Here is a 19,410-nt window from a genome sequence, read left to right as displayed (position 1 = left end):
CCGGTGCTCCTCCTCAGATGCACTTGAAATAGTCAAAGGGTTCCAGACAGTCGGTGCAGCGCCAATGGGCCTTGCACGGGGTCGAGCCAAACTGGCTGACTTTTTCAACGGCCTCGCTGCCGCAACGCGGGCAACGTTCTGGTCCGCCCGCCGGTTGTGGCGGCGCGATCCCATAGTCTTCCAGCTTGGCACGGCCTTTTTCACTAAGCCAATCGGTGGTCCAGGCAGGTGCTATGCTGGTTTCGATCCGCACATCGCCGATCCCGTGGTCGCGCAAAGCGGTTTCGATATCCATACTGATGACGGACGTTGCCGGACAGCCGGAGTACGTTGGTGTGACCCTCACAACCAGCGTTTCAGCGTCCCAACGCACATCGCGAACGATGCCCAAATCCACGACCGAGATCACCGGAATCTCTGGGTCGGGAACGGCGTCCAGCCAGCTCCAGATCTGATCAGTCGAGGTCTGCATCTGCTCTTACCACTTTGCCCCAGGATAGGCGCGCTGCAGCCATTGCATCTGTGTCAGCAGGTGGCCCAGATGCTCGGTATGCATTCGCCCGTCGCGACCGCCTTTATGAGCAAAGCGGCTTTCTGGAATAGTCAGCGTTGCCTGGGTCAGAATCCGCTCGACCAGAGCGTCATATTCCTCTCGTAGGTCGTTTGGGTTCGGCGCGATACCTGCGGCGACAATCTTGGCGTCAACCTCGTCGCTGGCAAACATCTCACCGACATAAGGCCACAGATAATCTAAAGCTTCCTGCATCCGGGCATGGCTTTCCTCGGTGCCGTCACCAAGACCCACAACCGTGTCGCCCGAGCGTTCGAGGTGATAGGCAACCTCTTTGCTGGCCTTGGCGGCAATGGCGGCGACACGGTCATCCGAGGATGTCATCAAGCGCCCCAGCATGATCGAATGCCAAGCATCGAACAGGAACTGGCGCATCAGCGTGCGGCCGAAATCTCCGTTCGGAACCTCGACCAGCAGCACATTGCGGAAATCCCAGGCGTCGCGCAGAAAGGCCAGATCATCGGCGGATTTACCGCCCTCAATCTCACCTGCCAAACCCAGCCACATCTGCGTCTGCCCGATCAGGTCCAACGCGGTATTGGCCAGCGCAATGTCTTCCTCCAGGACCGGCGCGTGACCGCACCACTCACTGACCCGGTGGCCAAGGATCAGAGTGTTGTCCCCCATCCGCAGCAGAAACTGCAGCAAAGCGTCATTGGAAACCGAAACACCCATTACATCGCTCCCACTTCATCGGGAATGTCGAAGAAGGTTGGATGGCGGTACACTTTGCTTTCGCTGGGCTCATACAGCGGGCCTTTGTCGCTGGGCGACGAGGCAGAGATATTGTTGGCCTCAACCACCCAGATCGAAACGCCTTCGTTACGGCGGGTGTAAACATCGCGCGCGTTCTTGATCGCCATTTCCGCGTCCGGGGCATGCAGCGAGCCGACATGCCGGTGGCTCATCCCATGTTGGCCACGGATGAAGATTTCCCACAGGGGCCATTCAGTGTTCATCGGGTTTCCTCCTCAGGGTAAGCTTATTCAGCGGCCAGATTGCCAGCCTTTTTCTTGCGAGCATGGGCCAATAGCCCGTCTCGGACCCATTTGCCGTCGTCCCACGCCTTGTTGCGGGCCGCCAGACGGTCGACGTTGCAGGGACCATTGCCTTTGATCACATCGAAAAATTCGGACCAGTCGGGTTCCGAGAAGTCGTAATGTCCGCGTTCCTCGTTCCACTTCAGATCCGGATCAGGAATGGTCAGGCCCAGATATTCAGCCTGCGGCACAGTCTGGTCGACAAATTTCTGGCGCAGCTCGTCATTGGTGTTGATCTTGATCTTCCATGCCATCGATTGCGCGGAATGGACCGATTCTTTGTCGGACGGCCCGAACATCATCAGCGACGGATACCAGAAACGGTTCATCGCATCTTGCGCCATTTTCTTTTGTTCTGGAGTACCTTCGGCCATCTTGCGGATCGCGTCATAGCCTTGCCGCTGGTGAAAGCTTTCTTCCTTGCAGATGCGGATCATGGCGCGCGAATATGGCCCGAAAGATGTCCGCTGCAGCGGTACCTGGTTCATGATGGCGGCCCCATCGACCAGCCATCCGACCGCACCGATATCGGCCCAGTTCAGCGTTGGGTAGTTGAAGATCGACGAGTATTTCATGCGCCCGTCCAGCAGCATCTCAGTCAACTCATCCCGGCTGACGCCCAGCGTTTCAGCGGCACAGTACAGATACAACCCATGCCCGGCCTCATCCTGCACCTTGGCCAAAAGGATCGCCTTGCGCTCCAACGTGGGTGCGCGGGTGATCCAATTCCCTTCTGGCAATTGTCCGACGATTTCGGAATGCGCGTGCTGGCCGATCTGTCGGATCAAGGTCTTACGATACCCCTGAGGCATCCAGTCCTTTGGTTCGATCTTGATATCGGCATCAATCCGCGCCTGGAACTCTGCCAGTTTTTCCGGATCGTCATTCGACGCCTCGGATTTAACCATCTGAGCGTACATGTCCCGTCTCCTCCGTTACACGCGTTCAAGAATAAGAGCCGCACCCTGCCCAACACCCACACACATGGTGCAGAGCGCATAGCGACCCCCAGTACGTTTCAATTGATAAGCTGCAGTCAGCACCAGACGCGCACCACTCATGCCCAGTGGGTGGCCCAAAGCGATGGCCCCGCCATTGGGGTTTACGTGCGGTGCGTCGTCCGGCAGGCCCAGTTCCCGCAGGGTGGCAAGGCCCTGAGAGGCAAAAGCCTCATTCAATTCGATCACATCCATCTGTTCGATGCTCAGCCCTGCACGGGCCAGAACCTTTCGGCTGGCGGGCACCGGGCCGATGCCCATGACGCGCGGCGCAACACCCGCAACCGACATACCGACCACACGAGCCATGGGGTTCAGTCCATTCTTGGCCGCTGCCGCCTCATTTGCCATCAGAATGGCTGCCGCACCATCATTGACACCCGAGGCATTGCCCGCCGTAACCGTCTTGTCCGGCCCATTCACCCCTTTGAGGCCCGATAGCTTTTCCGCTGTGGTTCCGGGGCGTGGATGCTCATCAGTGTCCATGATGATCGGTTCGCCCTTGCGCTGCGGCACTGAAACCGGAGTGATCTCATCCTTGAAGACACCCGCCGCATGAGCGGCTTCCCATCGGGCCTGGCTGCGCGCGGCAAAGGCATCCTGATCTTCGCGACTGATGCCATAGTCTTCGGCCACGTTGTCGGCGGTCTGCGGCATGGAATCCACGCCGTATTCCTGCTTCATCTTTGGGTTCACGAAGCGCCAGCCAATAGTGGTGTCATAAACCGCATTGCTGCGCGTGAACGCCGTGGTTGCCTTGGGCATCACAAACGGCGCGCGGGACATGCTTTCCACGCCCCCCGCAATGGCCAGATCGTAATCGCCCGCCTTGATGCCACGCGCTGCCATTCCAACTGCGTCCATTCCGCTGGCGCAAAGACGGTTCACCGTTGTGCCCGGCACGTCGATTGGTAACCCGGCTAACAAGGCCGCCATGCGTGCAACGTTCCTGTTGCTCTCTCCGGCCTGATTGGCATCTCCATAGATCACATCGTCCACACTGGCCCAGTCGACCTGAGGATTGCGTTCCCTCAACGCCGCCAAGGGCTGAGCAGCAAGATCATCTGTACGAACCGACGACAACGCCCCGCCATACCGTCCTATCGGTGTTCGCGTCGCGTCGCAGATGAATGCGTCCATCTCTGAGGTCTCCTGTTCGCGTCCAAATTTATTAACCGTCTGGTCGGTTGATATTGAATCAATCGATTCGAGGCAAGCTTTATGTTACCTCAATGCGAAATTTTTCAAGTATTCTGTAACATATTGAGCAAGACTTTATCATTTCGATGTTCGGACAGAATAGAGCTTTGAACCAAACAATACTTAGCGGACCAATCGATGCGCGGGTCTAGGTAAACATCAATCGCCCAGCACGGCTTCCAGCGATGCAAGGCTTGGACGAGGCAACCTGTCCAGTAACTGCAACACCTTCTGGCGACACTCTGCACCTTTCCAGTCTGCAGGCAGAAAAGCGGGGGGCAAAGCAGGATGACGCAGGATAAGTCGCCGCCACCCATGCACGATCAGAACGCGTAGAACGGCGGTTTGTAAGGGGTCGTCCAACCCGTTGGCAGGCAAATGCCGCTCGACAAGCTGAAGCGTTGCCCAAAACTGCTCATAAGCTGCTTTCAGGGGTTCAGGTCCACACAAATCCCGCATCCAGTCGGGAACTGAAATGGCGCTGCTTTCAATCCCCAACAGATCCTCCAGCCCATCTGGAACTGGACCGGGCGCTATGGCAGTGGACGGGTTGACCGAGATATAGTCGCCAATGAGCATAAGGTCTGACAGCTCTTTCCGGGACCTCTCGGAAACGCTGGCGATAAGCACATGCCAGGTGTCGGGATTGTTGGTGTCACGGGCATAAATTCGTGGCGCGGCGGTGGCACTTTGGTCGCGACCAAAATCCGTCAAACGGTGCACACTGTTGCGCCCCACCCGCGTGCTTTCGATCCAACCTTCCTTGCGCAATCGGTGAAGCGCAACACGCGTCGCCTCGGACTTGATCCCCGCCAGACTGGTGAGCGCCGTCATCAGCGCACCGCTGATCTGATCTGACCCGCTTTGGGCAAGATCACCAAAAATCGTAACCAGCACTGACCATACCCGCTGCGTGCCGTTGGCAGTCAGCTGGCTGATGCAGGTTTCGAACCAATCCGGAGCCGTATCTTTCATACGCCATGTATAAGCCGAACCGTGTAGAAATGCCATCCGACCTTGCAAGCGCACCATCGACTCAATGCTGCATCATGTTCGACACTGTGACTGCCGCCGACACCCCGGTGTCAGGGCCTGTGTCCACCAAAACCCGGTCCGACGCACGGTTCTCAGTCTCAGTGGAATTGACCTAAACGTCACACAAGGGCTGCGTCAGCGTCGGTTTCGGCGATCCAGCAAGCCACTGCTTGTTATGATCTTCGACACCTGGTGTTCGCGTCTGTAGGCCATGATGTGCATACCCGACACACCTTGGATTTCGCGGATCTGCTGTATCAGTTCGATGCAGATCTTCTCGCCTTCAGCTGCCTGGTTTTCCGACCCCTCAATACGCGCGATAACATGATCTGGAATGTGAATTCCCGGCACGTTCGATCGCATCCAACGCGCGGCCCGCGCCGAAGCGAGCGGACCAACGCCGGCCAGTAAAAAAATCTGTTGATCCAAGCCCAGATCCCGCACTCTGGACATGAATTGCTCAAACCTCGGGAGGTCAAAGACATAGTTTGTCTGGATGAACTCGGCACCCGCCTTGACCTTTTTGGCCAGCCTGTCCGGACGCCACTCCAAGGGATCGACGCATGGGTTTTCTGCCGCGCCGATGAATAGCCGGGGCGGGCGACTGATTTTTCGACCTGAAAGAAACACACTTTCATCCCGCATCGTGCGCAAAGTGCGCAACAAAGAAACGGAATCCAGATCAAAGACTGGCTTTGCCCCCGGTTGATCCCCCGCCCCGACGTCATCGCCGGTAAGACACAGGACGTTTTTGACACCCAGCGCCGCCGCGCCGAGCACGTCCCCCTGAATGGCGATGCGGTTCCTGTCACGGCACGAAATCTGGTAAACGGCCTCGTAACCGGCCTGAACCAGAAAGGCCGAGATTCCCAGCGACGACATGTGGCAGTTCGCCCCCGAGGCATCGGTGGCGTTGATTGCGTCAGCAACTTCGCTCAGCGGCCTTGCAGCCTGATAAACATCATCGGGGTCCGCGCTGTCCGGAGGATTGAGCTCTGCCGTGATCGCAAATTTTCCGGCCTTCAGCGCAAGTTCAAGACGGCTGCCAGAGACAATGCCCTCGGACAGTTCCGGGTAGGAATTGGTTGGTATATCTAATCCCGTGGCCATGGTCCTATGTGTCTTTCTTCTCACCGGGCTCGGGGGCAAGCGGTGCCGTGGCCGGTTCCTTTTCCCGCGCGGATTTAAAGGCTCTGGCGACGGTCGAGCGGCGGGCCTCTCGCGCTTCGCGCAGGCTGACGGCCTTCTCACGCGCGACACGCAACCAGGAAGATGTGCCTTTCAGCGAATGATCCACAGGCGGTAGGACGATTTCGATCTGGTTCCCGTGTCTCATCCGCGACGCGCCATCCCATGCACAGACCCAGACACATTTCATCTCGGGCTTGACCTCACAATACCCACCCGGCCGGACACCCCCGCAAGGTCCATTCCGAAGGGTCTTGGGGCAGTTCATAGGACAGGACATACCCGTCGAAGACAATGCGCATTGCCCGCACATCTTGCAATCAAACAGAAAGGACTTGGTCCATCGTTCCAAGGTCGCAACAAAAGGCTCGACGCGTTCATACCCGATCCGCCGAAATACCGGGTCAAGTGAAACCAGAGAAGCTTCAACGCGGCGATAGATCCATTCAAACGAACGAGAATGGCGGACTGCAAATAGTCTGACGCGATACATCCTGCTTCCTCCGACTCGTTGAATTGTTCGATCCGCGGAACTCTATCTTGGTGGGATGGACCTTTCAGAGCAAGCCTGCTCATCTGCGCGGGACACGAGGGCTGCGCGCCTGTTCAAACGAAGATGACTGCGAATGTGGCGTGACCCGTCGGTTATCCAAAGCCATCGCAGATTGTTCGGCTTAGCGACCGCATGGCGCAACCCGAACCAGCGACCCCGTGCACCTGATGTCAGCACTTGCCAGACAGAAATGCTTCACGGACCGTGTCCAAATCTTGCAAAATGATCCCAAAGGCGTCAGCCAAGGTCACACCTTAATGGTCCAGATTGACACCCGTGCCCTTCTACGCGGCGCTGTGGCGCGCCAAGAAACCCGAGAGCTTTGCCAACCCGGCCTTCAGGTCTGCTGTCGGATTGGTGTAGCCGAGGCGTAACCAGCCTTCCATATCCATGGCACTGCCCGGGGTCAGCATCACCCCCTCCTCTTTCAGAAGCGCCACACACAGATCACGCGAAGACATGGGCAGGTCGTACTTCAGCAAAGCCGTGGTCCCCGACTTTGGAGGCACCCAAGTGATCAACGGTTCTTTCGCGATCCACTCTTCAACGATCCGCAGGTTCTCCCTCGTGATCCGCTGCGCCCGCGCCAAAATCCTGTTGCGGTTTTCCAGCGCCATAGCCGCGAGCAACTCGTCAACTTGACCAACCGAAATGGTGTTGTAGTCCCGGTGAACCATCACCTCATGCAGCATGTCCTTAGGTCCCGCGATCCAACCAACCCGCAAGCCCGCCAGGGAATAAGCCTTGGACATGCCCGCTGTGCTGATCCCTTTTTCGTAGAGGTCCGCAACCGCAGCCGTGAACCCATCGCCGGTCTGGTCGGTGCCGCGATAGACTTCATCGCACAACACCCACGCATCAACGCTGCGGGCAATGTCGACGATCTGCTCCAGCAACGCGCGATCCATCAGGGCGCCGGTCGGATTGTTGGGGTTGTTTATCGCAATCAGCCGCGTGTCTGGCCGCACCATCGTGCGCAACTCGTCCAGATCAGGCAAGAACTCGTTTTCAGGTTTCAGGTGCAACAACTCGATATCCGCGCCGATGCTTTCGGGGATCGAATAATGTTGCTGATAGGTCGGGATCACAGAAATCACGTGATCCCCGCGCGAGACAAGTGTCTGATGTACCAGCGCGTTGGCACCGATCGTGCCATGTGTTGTCAGGATATTTTCGCGCGTCTGTCTTTCATACAGCCCACAGATTGCGTCACGCAAACGATCCGACCCTTCGATCGCACCATAGGTCATCTTCATGGCCGACAGGTCACCAAGAATACTGTTATGCTGACAGGCCATTTCGAACAGTTCACCCAGTGTGATGGACTCAACACAGGTTTCCGCCAGATTAAGTTCGCATTTGGTTTCGAACTCATTCATCCACATTTCGACGCCGAAAGGTCTGATGTCCATGGGTCTCTCCTTAAGTCTCAGTCACGCCAAAGCCGCATCGTAAATGGCGCGCGCTATGAAAATATCTTCCAGACCCAGTCCAATCGAGCGGAAAAACACCGGCTTGCTGCCCGACGGTTTGTCACAGGATTCGGTTTGCAGTTCGGCAAGATCGCCACGGATGGCAGAGGCAGACCACCCAGCCTCGGCGGCCAGCTTCATTTCTCCGGCGGACGCAGGGGTGGTCGCGCGATAATCGCAATAAACCTCGGCGCTGTTCAGGAAGGCCGGGTCGACCTCATGTGCGTTGGCCACATTGGTACTGATCGACGTGATCAGAGCGCCTGGCGAGACTGACGCTGTGTCAAAGACAGGCGTTCCGGAAGAGGTACACAACATGACCACATCCACGCCCATTCCGGCCAATTCGGCGCTTTCGACAATCTTTACGCGTGCATCTGCATCACACCACTTCGCTGCAAGAGTATCATTGCCACTCAGACTTGGGGAAAAAACGCGGATCTCTTTCCAATCCCGGAGGGCCAGAACATGCTTCAGATGCGCTTGAGCAACTTTACCCGACCCAATTACCGCCAGTATTTCCGCCTCCGAGCGCGCCAGATGATCAACGGCCAGTGCCGTGGTCGCGGCAGTCCGTTCCGTGGTCAGTTCACCTGAATCGCACAGCATCAACGGCTGACCTGTCTTCATGGACATCAATACCGTCCAAGCGGTGATGACCGGCTTGCCTGGCTTCACAAGATAAGGCGACAGCTTGGCCCCAAACAATTCAGCGCCAGTGCTTGCACCCAGATAAGTGATGAAGTCGCCTTTGTCCTTTGGAAATAGCGTCAGGGCCTGCGCCGGCTGCACTGCCTGGCCGCGTCCAAGCTCTGTGAACAAGGCACGCATAGCGCCCAAGGCGTCGACCTTCGACAAAAGATCCTGCACGGCAGCCGCATCGAATACCAATGCAGATTGGGAGGTGTCGGTCATGACAAGTTCCTTGCTATTCGGTCCAGACATGGCCCGAGTCTCTTAGCGTGCCCGATGACGTTGGAAAACTCTTGTGTATCCGGCTTCGGCGTCTTTTCACATTAACGGCAGTCAATTGTCCATGCTGCGGCAAGGTCTAAATTGCCGATGATACGCGCAGCTTGAACCCGCTGCACGTCGCAAACTTCCTTACCTCTAGTTTTCAGGGGAAAAACTTCTTCGCTTTCTATCTTCGCGGAAATACCCAGAGTTGTTTCCACCAGGATTACGCAGATGCACGAACAAGAAACGAAAGACGACAGACGACAGACGCAATTGCCAATACCGAAACACCACGGCGCAAGACCATATTCCGTCGGCTTAGGAGTGCTCTGCGCGTTGACCAGATTGGACTAAACCCTCGCGCAGGCTGATTCTGCCCATGCAAGGGCATCAGAAGACAAGCTCGACCCAAGGCGATCCAGAACATTCTGATGGTAGGAGTTCAGCCATTCACACTCGGCTTCCGTCAACATTTCGGTCTGCAACATATCTGTCTGAATAGGACACCATGTCAGGTTCGAGAAGGTCAGGAACCCGTCATCTGCCTCGACAATTTCAAACAGGTTTTCAATCCGAATTCCGAACCTGTCCTGCTCGTAATAGCCGGGCTCCAGCGAGAGGATCATGCCCGGCACCAGATCAACCGGGTTGTAAGGCTTACCAATTCGCTGGGGGTGTTCATGCACGGACAGCCGGTGGCCAACGCCATGGCCTGTCCCATGATCGTAATCCAGCCCAAGATCCCACAGCGGTCGACGACAGATTGCATCGATGTGGTGGCCTTGCGTGCCTTGCGGAAAGCGCAGGGTTGCTATGGCATGAAACGCCTTGAACACAGCCGTATAGGCGCGATCGTATCCCTGCGGACGGACCGGACCAAAAGCAAAGCTGCGGGTGGCATCGGTCGTGCCGGTCTCGTACTGGCCACCGGAATCCAGCAGGTACGTATCGCCGGAACCGATCGCCACCTGGTTGGCTTCGTGCGTCGAATAATGACACATCGCCGCGTTACCGCCCGAGGCAGATATGGAATTGAAGCTTTGCTCAAGAAAACCGGACTGAAGTCGACGAAAGCGCAGGATCGCATCTTCTGCCTCGCGCTCGGTAACAGGCTGTCCGCCATCGCTGCGGCGCGGGACTTCGGCGGCGAGCCAGGCGCAGAACTCAACCCATGCAATGCCATCTTCGATATGGCACGACCGCATCCCTTGCAGTTCTACGGGGTTCTTTATGGCCTTGCGTGCAGTCAGGAAGCTGGAATGCAGCTGCGCAATGCCACCAGCTTGTTCTATGGTCGTGCGCACGGCAACCGGGGAAAAAGCGGGGTCGACCAAGACACTTTGCCCGGGTTCCACATGCTTTTTCACTGCGGGCAGGAAATCCTCAGGTCCGCAGATTTGAACCGTATCCGGCAGGAATTCGGTCACATCAGAGTTTAGTTTTTGCGCCGCAACAAACCAAAACACCTTGCCTTTCGCATTCACCAGAACAAACGATTGCGGGATTGGGTTGAAGGCGACATCGGCCCCCCGAACATTCAGCAACCAGGCAATATTGTCGGGCTGCGTCTCAACCAAAAGATCCGCACTGTTGGCCCGCATCCGGCTGACCAACTCTTCAATCTTATCACCGGTTGACTGGCCTGAAATCTGAAGCGGAAACGGCTCTATCTGTGCTGCTGTCGGCTGCGGTTGGTTTGCCCAAATTCTGTCAACGGGGTTGTCCTCAACCGCGACCAACGTGCCTTGCTGGATCGCTTTGGCAAACCGGTCGAACTGGGCTGGTGGAACGTGCATCGGATCAAACCCGACCTGCCAGTCGGGCTGCGCCACACCCGCCAGCCAATGCTCGGGCGGATCATTGAACAAATGGTGGTGCGAGAACAGTGGCTTGGGGCATTGGTTCGCCGCTTGAACCACATAGCGCCCATCCACAAACAATGCGACCGTATCCATTGTTACGATGGCCAGACCGGCGGATCCGGTGAAACCTGTCACGTAAGCAAGACGCTCATCATGGGGCGCGACATATTCCGCCTGATGCGCGTCATATCGCGGCAGAACAAAGGCATCCAACTGTCTTGCCCGCAGTTCGGCCCGCAAGGCGGCGACAATTGGGGCCCGGTTTGCATCAGGGGCGTCAAGCATGTGTATTGATCTCTTCAACATTATGACAGGCAACTTCGCCCTGCTCCTTAAACGGTTGCAAGGTGGGCCGTGTGGACTTGCAGATATCGGTGGCGTGACGACAGCGCACATGGAACGGGCAACCGGACGGCATATTCAGGGGCGAGGGCAGTTCACCTTCCAGCTTGACCGCCCTGCCCCGATCATCGGGGTTCAGCGACGGAGCTGCTTGCAGCAACGCCTGACTGTAGGGATGCGACGGGGCGGAAAACAGCGTCTCGCTGTCTCCGATCTCGACAATCCGGCCCAGATAAATCACGGCAACCCGGTTTGAAACGTGACGCACCAAGCGCAGGTCGTGGGCGACAAACAGGATCGTGAGCCCCAGGGTATCCTGCAACTCCAACAACAGATTGACCACCTGAGCTTGCACCGAAACATCCAGTGCTGAGACCAGTTCATCCGCGATCAGAACCTCGGGCTCGACCGCCAATGCACGGGCTATCGCGATGCGCTGACGCTGACCGCCCGAGAATTCGTGGGGCAGCTTGTGTTGCGCATCCTGCGGCAATCGCACCAGTTCCAACAGTTCAGCGACACGCCCGGGGATGTCCGCTTCTGGGCGCATCTCATGCACGCGCAAAGCTTCGGTCAGGATCTGTCCCGTTGTCATCCGCGGATTGAGCGACGAGTACGGATCCTGAAACATCATCTGGACCCGGCGATTATACACCCGGTCCGAGCGCTGATCGGCCGCAAAGATGTCATTGCCATCAAAACGGATTTCACCATCGCTGGGTTTGTAAAGCCGCACGATACAGCGGGCGAGTGTGGACTTGCCGCAACCGGACTCTCCAACGACACCCAGTGTTTCGCCCCGGATCAGATCCAGGCTGACACCATTCAGAGCGTTCACGACGCGACCCGGGCGGCCCGTCAGAAAATCACCCGGGCTGCGCCCCAAAGGAAAGCGCAGATGCAGGTCGCGGATTTCCATCACCGTGGCGGTCATGCGGCATTCCCCTGAGACGTGGCAATCGGATTGAAACAGGCCACCTGCCGCCCTTCGGTGATCAGGGACAAGGCCGGGCGATCCTGACTGCATGGCGCAATGCAAGACGCACAACGCGGGGCAAAGGCACACCCCACTGGCAAAGCGTCCAGCCCCGGTGGCACGCCGGGTATGGAATAGAGAGGCGTGCGCGGCGGCAAATTCTCGGGCACCGAGCGCATGAGGCCGACGGTATAAGGATGACGCGGTTCGCGCAGAACATCCCTTACCGGTCCTTGTTCGACGATCCGGCCCGCATACATCACCGCAACGTTGTCGCAGGTTTGCGCCACGACACCCAGATCATGCGTGACCATCACCACGCCCATATCCAAGTCCTGCGCCAACTGAAGGATCAGATCGAGGATCTGCGCCTGAATGGTTACGTCCAGCGCCGTGGTAGGCTCATCCGCCAGCAACAATTTCGGGTTCGCCGCCAGTGCAATGGCGATCATCACCCGTTGCCGCATTCCGCCGGAAAACTGGTGCGGATAATCCTTCAACCGTTGTGAAGCCGAAGGGATGCCGACCAGATCCAACATCTCGATTGCGCGATCCCGACGCGCTGTGCGCGGCAGGTCGGTATGGGCGCGCAGCGTCTCTTCAAGTTGCAGACCAACCGTCAACAGCGGGTTGAGTGAGGTCATCGGCTCTTGAAAGATCATCGCGATCTCGCGGCCCTGTATCTGACGTAAGGCGCGATCTGCCATCCCGACCAGATCGCGCCCCTGCCAACACACCGCTCCGGTTACATCCCCGTAACGGCGCGCCAATCCGATGATCGAACGCAAAGTGACGCTTTTGCCCGACCCGCTTTCCCCGACCAGACCCAACACTTCACCCCGTGCGACAGAAAAGCTGATGTCACGCAAGGCAGCCAAGGCGCTGCCATTGCGGTAGAAGGTGGTGTTCAGGCCGTCGACCTGCAGGATCGGTGTGTTTTCGTCCATCCCTTACCCCCTCGGTCTCAACAGATCGGCCAACCCGTCGCCCATCAGGGAAAAACCAAGGCCGGTCAGAACGATTGCAAGTCCGGGCATCAGGCTCAGCCACCAGGCGGTTGAGATAAAGTTTCGCCCTTCGGCAATCAGAACGCCCCATTCGGCCTGCGGCGGTTGCGCACCCAACCCCAGATAGCCCAGCGAAGAACCCAAAAGGATCACCAGCGCCATGTCGGTCATCCAATAGACAATCACGGGCGTGATCGCATTGGGCAGCAAGTGGCGGAATATAATGCGCCTGTCAGAATAACCCATGACGACCCCGGCGGCGGCGTAGTCATTGCCCATCTGTGCAATGACCTCAGCCCGCATCAGACGTGCATAATACACCCAATAGACCACTGAGATGGCGATATACATATTGACCAGTCCCGGTCCCAGCACCGCAACCACCGCGATAACCAGAACCAGAAACGGGAAGGTGATGACCGCATCAACGATCCGGCCAAAGATCATATCCGCGATGCCTCGGTAATACCCGACCAGCGCTCCGATGATCACACCTGTCACCAACGCGAACACGGTGCCGAGCACAGCCATCTGCATATTGACCTGATAGGCCCAGATCACGCGGGACAGGCTGTCACGACCCAGTAGATCGGTACCAAACGGGTGCGACCAAGACGGGGGCTGACGGATCGCGTTGTAGTCAATCGCGTTTGGATCATACGGCGCAAATAGACCGGGGAAAATCGCCAGCAGGATTGAAAAACCGATGATCAGCATCCCGGCGACAAGACCAGGCTTGCGCAACGCCTTGCGAACGAAAGAAGGCCGGTCCGAACTGAAAGCTACATCACTCATTGCAGGCGCATCCGTGGGTCAAGGCGGCTCTGGAAAAGATCCGTCATCAGGAAAACCAGCGAGACCAACACTGCAAAGGTCAGGGTCAGACCCTGGATCAGCGGGTAGTCGCGCGCAAAGATCGCCTCGAGCATCAGCCGTCCCATACCGGGCACGGCAAACACTGTCTCGGTGACCAGCGTTCCGCTCATCAGATTGCCAATGGACAGACCCAGAAGTGTAACGGTTGAGATCAGCGCATTGCGCAACACGTGCCGTCCAAGGATCAGGCGCGACGGCAGACCCTTGGCGCGGGCGAACTGGACATATTCGGCGTCAAGCACCTCGATAATCGCGCTGCGCAGGTTCCGCATGATAATGGCCGAGGTGTAAAGCGCCACCGTGACCGATGGCAAAAACAGGTGATAGAGCTTTTCTCCAAACGTGTCCCCGTAACCGCCCACCGGAAACAGGCGCAGCTGCGCTGCCAAGAAAGTCAGCAGAACCAGACCGATATAGAAGACAGGCATTGAAAGCCCGATCTGGAAAATCGTGCGGATCACCGCATCCGGCCAACGTCCGCGATTGAGCGCGGCGACAAAGGCCAGCGGCCCCGCAATCAGCAGCGACAAAACCACCGAGTAAACGGTCAGAAACACTGTAATCGGCAGGCGGTTTGCGATGACGTCTATCACGTCCGTCCGCATCAGGATCGATCGTCCAAGATCCCCCTGCACCGTATTGCTGAGAAACAACCAGAACTGCACCAGCATGGGCTCGGTCAGACCCAGCCGCTCGCGGATCGCCTGAATATCGGCATCCGAGGCGCGGTCACCCGCCATCGCAATGGCCGGATCACCCGGCAACATACGCACCAGCATGAAGATGATGACCATGACCAGAAAGAAGGTTGGCACCATCAGCAGCAGGCGCTTGAAGATATAGTTCAGGCTGGACACATCCGCACTCCGCGAAAAGGCCCCGCCGCCAGGGTGCGGCGAGGCAAAGGCTTCAGCTCTTACCGGCTGACTGTAGCTTCATCGAAGATGTTATTACCCAAGGGCGTCTGAACATAGCCCTCGACCGCAGATCCCAGCGCCACTGCAAAGGGGGTCTCATACATAAACAGCAGAGGCGCTGCTTCGGCATAGAGGTCCTGCATCTTGGCGAACTTGGCCTTGCGCGCCTCGGGGTCCATCTCTTTCGCGGCTTCTTCGAAAAGCGTGTTGAACTCGGCATTCTCCCAACCCGTGCCGACAGCCTTGGCGGTGGGCGTATATCCCAGCCAGCCTACGACCTGACTTGGGTCGTTTACATCGTTGACCCAACCATAGGTGTGGATGTCGAACTCACCCGAGCGATTCTTGGCACCACGCGTGGCGCCATCAACCTGTTCGACCACCAATTCGATACCCAAAGGCGCCCACATCTGTTGCAATGCCGCAAAGATGGTCGCGTCATCAGCTGAACCTGCCAGCGTCGTCAGCGTGACCTCGGTCCCCGGTTCCAGACCGGCTTCGGAGATCAGCGCCTTGGCCTTGTCCATGTCGTACGAATAGAGAGGGCTAAGATCAGATGCATATTGAGTTGCCTTCGCCATCAGTGGTGAGCTCATCGGCTGACCCGCGCCGTGCAGAACCACACCGATCAAGGCATCTTTGTTGGTGCCATAGTTCAACGCCTGCCGCACGCGGGCATCCGCCAACGGGTTTGGCGATCCGTCAGCGCGCGTGTCGCGCGTGTTGATCGGAGAATAGATGATCCGAGTCGATGGGTAGAGCTGCATGTTGATGTTTGGATCAGCCTCCAGCTCGGTCACGCGGCTGAACGGGATAAACTCGGCTGCGTCTACTTCACCAGCTTGCAAGCTCAGTATGCGTGTGGCGTCATCCGGGATGATCTCGAAGTGTACACCTTCCAGATAAGGCAGCGGCTTTCCGTCCGCCCCAATACGCCAGTAGTGCTCGTTGGCGCAGAAATCCATCGAGGCCCCTTGTTCGAAACCGCAAAGATAGAACGGGCCAGAGCCGACGCCGGCAGATGTCGAGGCAAAGATCGCCGCAGATTTATTCTGATCCGTATCACCCGGTGCTGCGTCATATGCCGCTTTTGACACAACCGCCGTGTTGAACGTGGCCAGCATCGACAGAATCGTCGGGTCCGCATCCTTCAAGGAAATCGTGACCGCATTGCCATCGGCTGAAACGCTGTCAATCGAACCCAGCAGGCCCGCCCATGGGCTAAGATCCGGGTTCCGCGCCCGGTCCAGAGAGAACACGACATCTTCACCCGACATGGATGATCCGTCGGCAAAAAGAACACCCTCTCGCAGCGTCAGCGAAACCGTCTTGCCATCGTCAGAGACCGAAAACGTCTCGGCCAGCCCGGGCTCAACGGAATTCCCATCGGCACTGCCACGCAGCAACGTGTCGAAAAGGCTCCCGACCATCCAAATATCGGGGTTTCGATCCGCATAGATCGGGTCAATCAACCTTGACCCGTCGTATCGCGCGAAGTTCAGCGTGCCGCCTCTTTCCTGCGCTAATGCCGGCATTGCCAATGATGAGGCAACAACCAGTCCCAATACCGATTTCAAGTGCATTCTCTTTTCCTCCCGCAAAAGCATCTGCTTCATGCGATGGGAGAATACCCAGTTTTTAACAATACTAAAGTTTTTTTTAGTAATGCTGCAAATTTTTTTATGAAGGTGAATTTTCGTTTGCGGTGTTATTGATTGGTGAAGTCGTCACCCAAAGCTCAACCGCCTCGGTCTCACCCAGCACAATCGAGTAATGTGGCGTTGACGTGTCATGATGAATCACGTCACCCGGTGACATCGTAAAAACCTGATCTCCAAGGTGATATTCCAACTGCCCGGACAGCAAATAGCAAAAGGCTTCCCCGGTGTGGCACATGTGCTCGGATACATGCCCTGGTGGGCGGTGCACAATCTGTGGGTGAAACAACGCTCCGGCAAAGCCTGGACCCAGTTTTTCATAAAACCGACCACGCGTTCCAAGCGAATATGACTGGCGATTGTCGCGCGCAACGTATTGCGAGAACACCTCGGGCACGCTGAGCAATTGTTCGACACTGGTCTGCAGCGCGGCCGCAATCGACATCAAGGATGTCAGTGAAGGAGAGCTCAACCCGCGTTCAACCTGTGACAGAAATCCGGTTGTCAGCTCAGCAGATTTCGCCACCTGGTCCAGTGTCTTTCCCATTGCCTTTCGACGCCTGCGGATGGCCTGCCCCAGCTCGGTCGGCTTACCCTTCTGCTTGGATTTGGCACGCTCGGTAGGGGCTTGCATTCGTGGTCTCCTGAGGTTCGGAAAGTGCAAGCCATTCAATAGAATTATTCAGGGAAGATCAAAATTTATTTTTGTCTGCCTAAAATTGAGTGTGTCAGTATGTGTTGCGGCCATGCATCTTCGAGGCCCTTCTGCGATCTCGCCTTTCAGGTCATACGTAAAGGAAATCGGTTCGCCGATCCTATTGAGTCCTGCAATCGTCAATTGATCCCCCGCGCATTGCGGACATCCAATGAGCATCCCCACCTGAACTAGTCCACCCCTATGTTTAGGAAACGGAGGACTAAGAATGGCCAACATGAGACCGAAGCCCGAAGAGATTGTCTCAAAGTTGCGGCTGGTTGAAGTTCTGATGGGGCAAGGCATGTCCCGTCGTGATGCGATGAGACAGATTGGCGTTGTTGAAGGCGCCATTGGTTCGAGCCTAACGGAGAATGGGGAATGGGCGTAGATCAGTTGAAAGAACTGAAGCGGCTTCAAAAAGAGAACGAGCGATTGCGACGTGCAGTTTCTGATCTGACGTTGGACAAACTGATCCTGAGGGAAGCCACAAGGGATGAAGGCCGAAATGTAAATCATCCAGTGGATGATTTGCAGGCCTGAACGCGCAGCCCTACTGAGCCCCGCTCGTCGTCGTGCTTGTATTAACCATTTACTCAACCAGCTGAACGTTTCCAAGAGACGCGCCTGCGCGTGCTGGGGCAACACCGGGCCACGCAACGGCGCGCCCCACAAGGTCGCGCAGACGAAATGCCACTCATCAGCGCAGTTTGACAGTACGCAGCTCACCTGTACATGTCGCTGGATGACACCCGTTTCCGATACGAGGCGGGGCTCTTTCCGCTATTGAACGCGGTCTATTATTCGCCCTCACGTCCAGCCATGATGGCCAGACCTTCGGCAACCGCGGTAAAAACCGAAGCAAAGGAATGCTCTGCCGCCGGAAACACGCGCCGCATCGTTTCCGGTACCACAGCCATCAGGCTGGAACCGCCAACATAGACGACACGGTCGATCTGATCTGCGCTGAACCCGGCAAGGCGCAGCACCTCTTGCGCTCCGTCATCCAAACGTGCTGCATGTGTAGCGAGACAGTCTGCCACCAGAGCATCGTTCAGTGGGGCCGACAGCCCTTTCTCCAACATGTTCAATTCGATTGCCGGGTCCTTCGTGCCTGAGTTCACAGCAATTTTCCCGCGCTCTACCGCAAAAGCCAGTTCGTGGCCCAATTCATGCTCAAGAACCGCAGCGAGCCGACCTAACCGCTCGGGCGATTCCGCTTGCTTCAGCATATCACCAACCAAACGCCGGTTTTGCGCCGTATAGAGAAACGGGATCATCTCCCACGTTGCAAGGTCATTGAAGATCGCATTGGGAGTCTGCGATAGCCCGTCTCCAAAAACATCCCGGATCATCGAGCCTTTGCCCAATACGGGCATTACCCGATCTATGCTGATCGCGCGGTCAAAGTCCGTACCACCGATACGCACACCATAATTGGCCAGAATTTCAACCCCTGACGGGCTGGCCTGAAAAACCGAAAAGTCCGACGTACCGCCGCCGATATCGACAACCACACCCGTCATCGACCCCCGCCCAATCGCGCCAGTTGCGACGGCAGCTGCGGCAGGTTCGGGACAAAATCGAATGTCCGTAAACCCGGCGGCCTCATAACACGCACGCAAGTCCGCCTCGGCCTGAGTTTCACGCGGGTCGTTCACACCGTGAAAGACCACGGGGCGACCTGAAACGACACGTGTGCACGGAACGCCGCGCTCGGCCTCGGCCCGCTGTCTCAGCTTACGCAAAAAAGAGCCGATGACCTCGACAAATGTCACCCGTTCATTCAGGATCTGTCGCTTTTCATACATCAGCGTGGTGCCCAAGACCCGTTTAAGCGCCCGCATGAAGCGCCCTTCCAGCCCCTCCAGCAGCGCCTGGTTGGCTGTCTCACCGATCAGGGTTGCGCGCGTGTCGAAATCAAAGAAGAAGGTGGTGGGAAGCGTTGTCGCAGCGGCATCCACCTTCAGCAGTCGGGGCGCGCCAGCATCCAGATAGGCAACCGCTGAGTTCGACGTGCCAAAGTCGATTCCGATCCACGGGCTGGTAGGGGCCATGGCGCAT

General features: G+C 57.2%; 18 protein-coding genes and 1 pseudogene. 1 reads left to right on the top strand and 18 read right to left on the bottom strand.

Annotated elements, in window-relative coordinates; genetic code table 11:
- Nucleotides 1–13: 13 nt before the first annotated feature.
- The 17 genes from paaD to AC2FJZ_RS10880 form a co-directional block, all read right to left on the bottom strand.
- Complete coding sequence (gene paaD, locus AC2FJZ_RS10960) at nucleotides 14–472, bottom strand: 1,2-phenylacetyl-CoA epoxidase subunit PaaD (protein ID WP_050604309.1); 459 nt, start codon at nucleotides 470–472, stop codon at nucleotides 14–16.
- Nucleotides 473–478: 6 nt separating this feature from the next.
- Entirely contained in the window at nucleotides 479–1,246 is a 768-nt protein-coding gene (paaC, locus tag AC2FJZ_RS10955) for a 1,2-phenylacetyl-CoA epoxidase subunit PaaC (protein WP_496777567.1), read from the bottom strand.
- On the bottom strand, nucleotides 1,246–1,530 hold the full coding sequence (gene paaB / locus AC2FJZ_RS10950; RefSeq protein WP_050604311.1) for a 1,2-phenylacetyl-CoA epoxidase subunit PaaB: 285 nt from the start codon (nucleotides 1,528–1,530) through the stop codon (nucleotides 1,246–1,248). The genes paaC and paaB overlap by 1 nt, the downstream gene beginning before the upstream one ends.
- A gap of 23 nt (nucleotides 1,531–1,553) precedes the next feature.
- The gene (gene paaA, locus AC2FJZ_RS10945) at nucleotides 1,554–2,531 is read right to left on the bottom strand and encodes a 1,2-phenylacetyl-CoA epoxidase subunit PaaA (RefSeq protein WP_050604312.1); all 978 of its coding nucleotides are present in this window, start codon (nucleotides 2,529–2,531) and stop codon (nucleotides 1,554–1,556) included.
- A 15-nt stretch (nucleotides 2,532–2,546) separates the two neighbouring features.
- A complete protein-coding gene (gene pcaF / locus AC2FJZ_RS10940; RefSeq protein ID WP_496671605.1) occupies nucleotides 2,547–3,749 on the bottom strand; it encodes a 3-oxoadipyl-CoA thiolase in 1,203 nt (400 codons plus the stop codon).
- A 219-nt stretch (nucleotides 3,750–3,968) separates the two neighbouring features.
- Nucleotides 3,969–4,820, bottom strand: a complete 852-nt coding sequence (locus tag AC2FJZ_RS10935; protein ID WP_496777565.1) for a PaaX family transcriptional regulator — start codon at nucleotides 4,818–4,820, stop codon at nucleotides 3,969–3,971.
- Nucleotides 4,821–4,979: 159 nt separating this feature from the next.
- Nucleotides 4,980–5,954: a methylenetetrahydrofolate reductase gene (locus AC2FJZ_RS10930; protein WP_496777563.1), complete on the bottom strand. Its 975-nt coding sequence runs from the start codon at nucleotides 5,952–5,954 to the stop codon at nucleotides 4,980–4,982.
- 4 nt (nucleotides 5,955–5,958) lie between these two features.
- The gene (locus AC2FJZ_RS10925; RefSeq protein ID WP_496777561.1) at nucleotides 5,959–6,525 is read right to left on the bottom strand and encodes a methylenetetrahydrofolate reductase C-terminal domain-containing protein; all 567 of its coding nucleotides are present in this window, start codon (nucleotides 6,523–6,525) and stop codon (nucleotides 5,959–5,961) included.
- A gap of 344 nt (nucleotides 6,526–6,869) precedes the next feature.
- Nucleotides 6,870–7,997, bottom strand: coding sequence for an aminotransferase (locus tag AC2FJZ_RS10920; RefSeq protein ID WP_496777559.1), 1,128 nt, complete (start codon nucleotides 7,995–7,997; stop codon nucleotides 6,870–6,872).
- 21 nt (nucleotides 7,998–8,018) lie between these two features.
- Entirely contained in the window at nucleotides 8,019–8,972 is a 954-nt protein-coding gene (locus AC2FJZ_RS10915) for an ornithine cyclodeaminase family protein (RefSeq protein ID WP_496777558.1), read from the bottom strand.
- A 392-nt stretch (nucleotides 8,973–9,364) separates the two neighbouring features.
- Nucleotides 9,365–11,161 (bottom strand): aminopeptidase P family protein, encoded by a 1,797-nt coding sequence (locus AC2FJZ_RS10910; RefSeq protein ID WP_496777556.1) that lies wholly within the window; start codon nucleotides 11,159–11,161, stop codon nucleotides 9,365–9,367.
- Nucleotides 11,154–12,152, bottom strand: a complete 999-nt coding sequence (locus AC2FJZ_RS10905; protein WP_496777554.1) for an ABC transporter ATP-binding protein — start codon at nucleotides 12,150–12,152, stop codon at nucleotides 11,154–11,156. The genes AC2FJZ_RS10910 and AC2FJZ_RS10905 overlap by 8 nt, the downstream gene beginning before the upstream one ends.
- The gene (locus AC2FJZ_RS10900) at nucleotides 12,149–13,141 is read right to left on the bottom strand and encodes an ABC transporter ATP-binding protein (RefSeq protein WP_496671582.1); all 993 of its coding nucleotides are present in this window, start codon (nucleotides 13,139–13,141) and stop codon (nucleotides 12,149–12,151) included. Before AC2FJZ_RS10900 ends, AC2FJZ_RS10905 begins: the two co-directional genes overlap by 4 nt.
- A 3-nt stretch (nucleotides 13,142–13,144) precedes the next feature.
- Entirely contained in the window at nucleotides 13,145–13,996 is an 852-nt protein-coding gene (locus tag AC2FJZ_RS10895; RefSeq protein WP_496777552.1) for an ABC transporter permease, read from the bottom strand.
- Nucleotides 13,993–14,934, bottom strand: a complete 942-nt coding sequence (locus AC2FJZ_RS10890; protein ID WP_496777550.1) for an ABC transporter permease — start codon at nucleotides 14,932–14,934, stop codon at nucleotides 13,993–13,995. Before AC2FJZ_RS10890 ends, AC2FJZ_RS10895 begins: the two co-directional genes overlap by 4 nt.
- A 59-nt stretch (nucleotides 14,935–14,993) precedes the next feature.
- Entirely contained in the window at nucleotides 14,994–16,577 is a 1,584-nt protein-coding gene (locus AC2FJZ_RS10885; protein WP_496777548.1) for an ABC transporter substrate-binding protein, read from the bottom strand.
- Nucleotides 16,578–16,674: 97 nt separating this feature from the next.
- The gene (locus AC2FJZ_RS10880; RefSeq protein WP_496671578.1) at nucleotides 16,675–17,286 is read right to left on the bottom strand and encodes a helix-turn-helix domain-containing protein; all 612 of its coding nucleotides are present in this window, start codon (nucleotides 17,284–17,286) and stop codon (nucleotides 16,675–16,677) included.
- A gap of 289 nt (nucleotides 17,287–17,575) precedes the next feature.
- On the opposite strand from AC2FJZ_RS10880, the pseudogene AC2FJZ_RS10875 reads away from it, so the two are divergent.
- Nucleotides 17,576–18,051 (top strand): annotated as a pseudogene (locus AC2FJZ_RS10875) (hypothetical protein); the annotation flags it as partial.
- Nucleotides 18,052–18,146: 95 nt separating this feature from the next.
- Here the strand turns inward: AC2FJZ_RS10875 and AC2FJZ_RS10870 are convergent.
- Nucleotides 18,147–19,403: an Hsp70 family protein gene (locus AC2FJZ_RS10870; RefSeq protein ID WP_496777546.1), complete on the bottom strand. Its 1,257-nt coding sequence runs from the start codon at nucleotides 19,401–19,403 to the stop codon at nucleotides 18,147–18,149.
- Nucleotides 19,404–19,410: the final 7 nt, after the last annotated feature.

This window comes from Ruegeria sp. CDSA079 (assembly GCF_059612245.1).
Note: the sequence above shows the minus strand (reverse complement) of the source record. Positions and strands in the feature narration are given on the sequence as shown.